Raw genomic sequence first — 6,310 nt, 5'->3', positions numbered from 1 at the left:
CTGGTGCATCACCATCGGCGCCGCCTCCTACCTGTGGGCCAAACACACCTACAACAAGGCCTAAACCGTGAGGTGGCCGAACAGGGCCGTCAGACCAACCGGTCTGACGGCCCTAAGCCTTTTCCGCCGGGGGCCAGCGCGCCCTACTTGCTGTAGTTCTTTCCGATGGGCCTGCCGGGGATGGGCTTGCCGATGAGAGCGACCGGGACGAACAGGAAGAAGTGGCCGATCGCCATGGTGAGCGTCCAGAGCGCCTCGTCGTCGTAGAGTGCGGACGCCTTGGCGAACAGCTCGTCGGGGACGCGTTCCCCGAGCGGGTTGGGAGTGAGGACGGCCTCCACGAGTTCCAGTGCGACTCGTTCGGCGTCGGTGAAGTAGGGGGCGTCGTGCCAGGTGGCGACGGCGGTGATGCGCTGCTCGGATTCTCCGGTCTTGCGGAGGTTCTGGGTCAGCGAGATGGCGTGGTAGGTGCTGCCGACGATCTGCGCGGCGCGTAGCAGCATCAGGTTGATGGTCTTCGGCGGAACCGGCCCGTTCCAGACGGCGTTGCGCACGGCTCCGGAGAGTTTCGGCAGTTCGGGGAAGAGTTGGGTGAGGTCGGGCAGACGCGACTGGATGCCGTCGTTCTCCGTGGCCGGTTCGGTCGTCGTGGGCGTCGACATGGCGATGTCTTCTTTCTGCGTGCCGGATGGTGTGTCACCGGTCCGACGACACAGGCGCTCGGAATGTCAGGTCGAGCGCCGACGCAGGGTTAGCGTGGCCGCGCCGGTCAGGGCGCGCGGGTGGCGGCGGCGATGACGGCGTCGGTGAGAGCGGCGGCGTAGGCGTCGGTGAGCTTGCCGGCGTCGAACAGCAGCGCGTACCACATGGGTCCGAAGACCAGGTCGATGAGGACCTCATCGTCGGGATGAGCGACCTGTCCCCGGTCACGGGCGCGGGTGAGGATCTGGCGGACGGCGTCGCGGCGCGCATTGATCAGTTCGCTGCTCACACGCTCGGCGAACGCGGGGGCCTGGAGCGCTTCGGCGGCCAGGGCCTGGTTGAGGGCGCCGGGTACGCCGCGCTGGGCGGCGAAGGTCTCCTCGAGCAGGGCCAGCAGGTCTTCGCGCAGGTCGCCGGTGTCGGGGGTGGGGAGCCGGGTGCGGGCGTAGGCGGCCAGGACGTCCAGGATCACCTCGCCCTTGCCCGGGTAGCGGCGGTAGACCGCCTGCTTGGACACGCCGCTGCGGGCGGCGATGCCCTCCATGCTCACCCCCCGGTAGCCCTGCTCGGTGATGAGGTCCAGGGCGGCTTGGCGGATGGCGTCGTCGACGGCGGGGTCGCGGGGTCGTCCGGTCATGGCCCGGAGTCTAGTTGACATACGCACCGGTCCGTATTTAAATCTAATACGCAACGGTTCGTATTGAAAGGAGGGGGCATGGCTTCCCGTGCCTCGACCCCCGCGCTCCTGTCGCTGGCCCTGGGCTATTTCGCACTGGGCACCGCCTCGCTGGCGGTGATCGGCCTCAGCGGCCCGATCGCCGCCGATTTGCGGGTGCCGCCCGCCCGGGTCGGAACCCTGGTCACCGTCTTCTCCCTGGTGTTCGCGCTGGCCGCGCCCGTCGCGGCGATCGTCCTGGGCCGCATGGACCGCCGCCGGGTGCTACTGCTGGGCCTCGCGCTGATGACGATCGGGAACATCGCCGGCGCGGTGGCCCCCGGCTTCGCGGCCCTGGCCGCCGCCCGGGTGGCCGCCGGGCTCGGGGCGGCGGTCTTCGGACCGGCCGCGTCCGCCACCGGCTCGATGATCGTGCCGGTCGAGCGGCGTCCCCGCGCGCTGGCGGTGGTGTTCGGCGGGATGACCGCCGCAACGGTGCTGGGCGTCCCCCTGGCCTCGGCCGCGGGCACCGCGGTCGGCTGGCGGGCCACCATGGTCGCGGTGGTCGTCCTGACCCTGGGGGCGGGCGGCCTGCTGGCGGTGCTGCTGCCGCCGGTCGCGGCGGGCCCGGCTCCCACCGCGCGGGCGTTCGGCCGGGTGCTTCGCACACCCGGAGCCGCGTCGATGATCGTCACCACGCTGCTGGTGCTGACCGCCCAGTTCACCGTCTACGGGGTCGCCGGGGCCTATCTCGGCACCCGGTTCGGCGCCGGTTCCGGGCTGGTGTCGCTGACGCTGCTGGTCTTCGGCGCCCTGGGCATGGTCGGCAACGCCGCCGGAGCCCGCGTCTACTCCCGGCTGGGCGGCGGACGCACCATCGCACTGGCGCTGGCCGGCCTGACCGTCACGTTCCTGGCGCTGAGCAGCGTGCCGCCCGTGCCCGCGGCCGGGGTCGCGGTGTTCGCCTTCTGGGCCGTCTTCAACACCTTGTTCATGGCCCCGCAGCAAGCGCGCCTGGTGGAGTTGCTGCCCGACCAGCGCGGCATCCTGCTGGCGTTGAACGCCTCGGCCCTGTACCTGGGCATGAGCCTGGGCAGCCTGCTGGGCAGCGGCCTGCTGCCCGCTCTGGGCGGTCGCTGGCTCCCGGCGGTGGCGCTGCTGCCGCTGGTGCTGGCCGCCGGTGCGCACGCCGCCTCGCTTCGCCCGCGCCCCAGCCGTCCGAGGGCCCCCGCTGCCGCCCCCGCCCCGGCACACCGTTGACCGGCCCGCTCCAGGCCGCAGCCCAGATTCCCTCTTTCGCCACCGGACTGAAGGGTCGAACCCCCATGACCACGCACGACGCCCGCCCACTGCAGGACCGGACCGTCCTGATCACCGGCGCCACCGACGGCCTCGGCCGCGCCTTGGCCCACCACCTCGCCGCGCAGGGCGCCACCCTGATCCTGCACGGCCGCAACGCCGCCAAGGGGCAGGCATTACTGGCCGAACTGCACGACCGGACCGGAAACGGCAGGCTCACCTTCGAACAGGCCGACTTCGCCTCCCTCGACCAGATCCGCGCCATGGCCGACCGCCTGGCCGCCCGCGACCGGCTGGACGTGCTGGTCAACAACGCCGGGATCGGCGTCGAGACGATCCCGCAGCGCAGCGCCGACGGGCTGGAGCTGACCTTCCAGGTCGACTACCTGGCCACCTACATGCTCAGCTGCCTGCTCACCCCGCTGCTGGCGCGCACCGCCGCCGCGCGTTCGGCCACGGCCCGGCCGTCGCCGGCCGGGATCGTCAACGTCAGCTCCGCCGGACAGGCGCCGCTGGACTTCGACGATGTGCTGCTGGAGCGCGGCTGGGACGGTGTGCAGGCCTACTGCCAGGCGAAACTCGCGCAGATCATGCTCACTTTCGATCACGCCGAACTGCTGCGCGACCACGGCGTCACCGTCAACGCCCTGCACCCCGCCTCCTACATGCCCACCAAGATCGTCACGCGTCTGTTCGCCGTGCAGAGCACCCTGGACGAAGGCGTCGCCAACACCGCCCGGCTGGTCACCGACCCCGCGCTCGCTGCGGTCATCGGCGCCTACTTCAACCGGGCGCGCCCCGCGCAGGCGCACCACCAGGCCTACGATGCCGTGTCCCGCGCCCGCCTGCTGGAGATCAGCCGGCGCCTCACCGGCGTGCCCTTTCCGAGCACCCCGCTCCAGCCCGCCTGACCCTGCGTTGAGAGCCTGAGCCGCAGTGGCGGGTGGCGCTCGTCCCGCTGTGGAGACGAGCATGATCCCGCAGGCCCGAACTACTAGGCAGAGGACGGAAGACGCAGTGAAGCGGATCGGCATCATCGGGGTCGGGGAGATCGGCCGAGCCATTGTGGAGGGCGTTTGCGGGGGAGAGGAGCCGGCGCCGCAGGTGCTGCTGTCGCCGCGAGGGGCGGCCACGGCGGCCGAGTTGGCCGGGCGCTACGAGAACGTCGAGGTGTGCGCCGGCAACCAGGAGGTGGTGGACCGCTCCGACGTGGTGATCATCGCGGTCCGCGGCCAGGACCGGCACGAGGCGCTCGCCGGGCTGACGGTGGACGACGGCAAGATCGTGGTGAACGTGATGTCGGGGGTCGGCAACGAGGACCTGCGCCGGACGCTGGCCACCGGCGCCCCGCTGGTGCGGGCCATCCCGCTGCCCGCGATCCGGGAACGGCGCTCGGTCACGGTGACCTGCCCGTCCCATCCGGTGGTCGACGGTCTCTTCGAGCAGCTGGGCGGGGCGCTGCCGGTCGCCGACGAAGGGGCCTTCAACGTCTTCTCCGCGCTGACCGGGACACTGACCACCCACTACTCCTACCTCGCGGCGCTGACGGAGTGGGCCGCAGGCCACGGCATCGACGCGGCCGATGCGGACGGCTACGTCCGCAGCCTCTTCCAGGGCGTCGGCCGCGCGCTGAGCGACCGGACCCGCACCCTGGGCCGGCTCGCCGCCGACCACGAGACCCCGAAGGGGAACAACGAACGCATCCGCACCACGTGGTTCACCCCGGCGAACTCCGAGGCCCTCGGCCAAGCCCTCGACGGCCTCCTCGCCGACCTGGACAAGGGGCAGAGGTGACGCCGTGAGCGCTCCGTCGCAGCCCTCGCGGGCCGGTCAGCGCACCGGCCCGCGAGGAGGCGTCGTTTCGTTCAGCTGCTGACGGCCTTCTTATAGAGGCGGGTCGCCAGGGGGACGAACACGATCAGCAGGGCTGCGATCCAGAGCAGCGACGCCGGGACGGCGTGCCGGATGGGCCAGGCGTCCGAGGTCTTCAGCGCGGCGCTGGTGTTTCCGAACAACTCCCGTGCGGCCTGGGTGAAGGTGGAGACGGGGTTCCATTCGGCGACGACGCGCAGCGGCGCGGGCAGCTTGGAGCTGTCGAGGAAGGCGTTGGAGACGAACACCAGCGGGAACGAGACCATTGTGGCGATGTTGTTGAAGCTCTCCGGGGTGCGCAGCGCCAGCGCGACGGTCGCGGTGACCCACGAGAACGCGTAGGCGAACAGCAGCAGCAGCCCGAACCCGAGCACGGCCTCACCGGGCGAGGTGTGCACCCGCCAGCCGACGATCAGCCCCATCGCCGCCATGACGACCAGGCCGGCGAGGTTCATCAGCAGGTCGCTGACGGTCTGCCCGATCAGGACCGCGGACGGCGCCATCGGCAGCGAGCGGAACCGGTCGAAGATGCCCTTCTGCAGGTCGAGGGTGAGCGTGTACCCGGTGATCTGCGCGCTCATGATCACCGCTTGGACGAAGATGCCGGGCAGCAGGAACTCCCGGTACGACATCCCCGGGACGTGGATGGCGCTGCCGAAGACGTAGGCGAACAGCAGCACCAGCACGACCGGCAGCATGATCACGCCGCCGAGCATGTCCGGCGACCGCCGGATCTTCAGGGCGTTGCGCCTGGCGATCGTCCAGCCGTCGGCGATGGGCAGGGTGAGCGCGTTCATCGGGCGGCCTCCCGGACCTGCTCGTCGGTGCCGGACGCCTGGTGCCCGGTCAGGGTGAGGTACACGTCGTCGAGGGTGGGCCGCCGCAGGCCCGCGTCCCGCACCCGGACGCCGGTGCCGGCGAGGCGGCCGAGGACCTGCCGGAGCGCCTCGGGGCCGTCGGTGACCGGGACGGTGATCCGGAGCGACTCCGGCACGGTCCGCATCGCTCCGACCGCGACCCAGGCGACGGCCTCCCGCGCGGTCTCCAGTTCGGCGGCGTCGGACACGGTCAGCTCGATGCGGCTGCCGCCGACCTGGTCCTTGAGCTCGTCGGCGGTGCCGCGGGCGATCGCGCGGCCGTGGTCGACCACCATGATCTGGTCGGCGAGGCGGTCGGCCTCGTCCATGTACTGGGTGGTCAGCAGCAGCGTGCCGCCGCCCGCGACCAGCTCGGAGATGGTGTCCCACAGCGCGGCGCGGGCGCGGGGGTCCAGGCCGGTGGTGGGCTCGTCCAGGAACAGCACCGGCGGGTCGGCGACGAGCGCGCCGGCGAGGTCGATGCGGCGCCGCATGCCGCCGGAGTAGCCCTTGACCGGACGGTCCGCGGCGGCGGTGAGGTCGAAGCGTTCGAGCAGCTCGCGGGCGCGGGCCCTGCTGCGCTTGGCGCCCAGGTGGTAGAGGCGCCCGACCATCTCCAGGTTCTCGGCGCCGGTGAGGTGCTCGTCGACGGCGGCGTACTGGCCGGACAGCCCGATGTAGGACCGCAGCCGCCGCGCGTCGCGGACGACGTCGCATCCGGCGACGGTGGCGCGTCCGGCGTCGGGGCGCAGCAGCGTGGTCAGGACCCGCACCGTCGTGGTCTTGCCGGCGCCGTTGGGGCCGAGCAGGGCGAGCATCGTCCCCTGCGGGACCGAGAAGCTCAGCCCGTCCAGGGCGGTCACCTCTCCGTACCTCTTCACCAGCCCTTCGGCTGTGATCGCGTCGCTCATGAGGGGGCTCCTTG

At 71.7% G+C, this 6,310-nt stretch carries 7 protein-coding genes; 3 read left to right on the top strand and 4 right to left on the bottom strand.

The genetic code is table 11. The features are described 5' to 3' along the window. Nucleotides 1-143: 143 nt before the first annotated feature. Together J4709_RS25465 and J4709_RS25460 are read right to left on the bottom strand one after the other, a co-directional pair. On the bottom strand, nucleotides 144-662 hold the full coding sequence (locus J4709_RS25465; RefSeq protein WP_208244302.1) for a carboxymuconolactone decarboxylase family protein: 519 nt from the start codon (nucleotides 660-662) through the stop codon (nucleotides 144-146). 107 nt (nucleotides 663-769) lie between these two features. Next, the gene (locus J4709_RS25460; protein ID WP_208244301.1) at nucleotides 770-1,339 is read right to left on the bottom strand and encodes a TetR/AcrR family transcriptional regulator; all 570 of its coding nucleotides are present in this window, start codon (nucleotides 1,337-1,339) and stop codon (nucleotides 770-772) included. A 78-nt stretch (nucleotides 1,340-1,417) separates the two neighbouring features. On the opposite strand from J4709_RS25460, the gene J4709_RS25455 reads away from it, so the two are divergent. The 3 genes from J4709_RS25455 (at nucleotide 1,418) to J4709_RS25445 (ending at nucleotide 4,450) form a co-directional block, all read left to right on the top strand. After that, nucleotides 1,418-2,617 carry an MFS transporter gene (locus J4709_RS25455; RefSeq protein ID WP_208244300.1) on the top strand — a complete coding sequence of 400 codons (1,200 nt, stop codon included), beginning with the start codon at nucleotides 1,418-1,420 and terminating at the stop codon, nucleotides 2,615-2,617. Nucleotides 2,618-2,682: 65 nt separating this feature from the next. Further along, nucleotides 2,683-3,567, top strand: a complete 885-nt coding sequence (locus J4709_RS25450) for an SDR family NAD(P)-dependent oxidoreductase (protein WP_232384006.1) — start codon at nucleotides 2,683-2,685, stop codon at nucleotides 3,565-3,567. Nucleotides 3,568-3,673: 106 nt separating this feature from the next. Continuing rightward, complete coding sequence (locus J4709_RS25445; RefSeq protein WP_208244299.1) at nucleotides 3,674-4,450, top strand: NAD(P)-binding domain-containing protein; 777 nt, start codon at nucleotides 3,674-3,676, stop codon at nucleotides 4,448-4,450. Nucleotides 4,451-4,521: 71 nt separating this feature from the next. Here the strand turns inward: J4709_RS25445 and J4709_RS25440 are convergent, their stop codons facing one another. Beyond that, nucleotides 4,522-5,325, bottom strand: coding sequence for an ABC transporter permease (locus J4709_RS25440; RefSeq protein WP_208244298.1), 804 nt, complete (start codon nucleotides 5,323-5,325; stop codon nucleotides 4,522-4,524). Continuing rightward, a complete protein-coding gene (locus J4709_RS25435; protein ID WP_208244297.1) occupies nucleotides 5,322-6,296 on the bottom strand; it encodes an ATP-binding cassette domain-containing protein in 975 nt (324 codons plus the stop codon). The genes J4709_RS25440 and J4709_RS25435 overlap by 4 nt, the downstream gene beginning before the upstream one ends. Nucleotides 6,297-6,310: the final 14 nt, after the last annotated feature.

The sequence above is a fragment of the Actinomadura violacea genome (genome assembly GCF_017573465.1).
Taxonomy (GTDB): Bacteria; Actinomycetota; Actinomycetes; order Streptosporangiales; family Streptosporangiaceae; genus Spirillospora; species Spirillospora violacea.
Note: the sequence above shows the minus strand (reverse complement) of the source record. Positions and strands in the feature narration are given on the sequence as shown.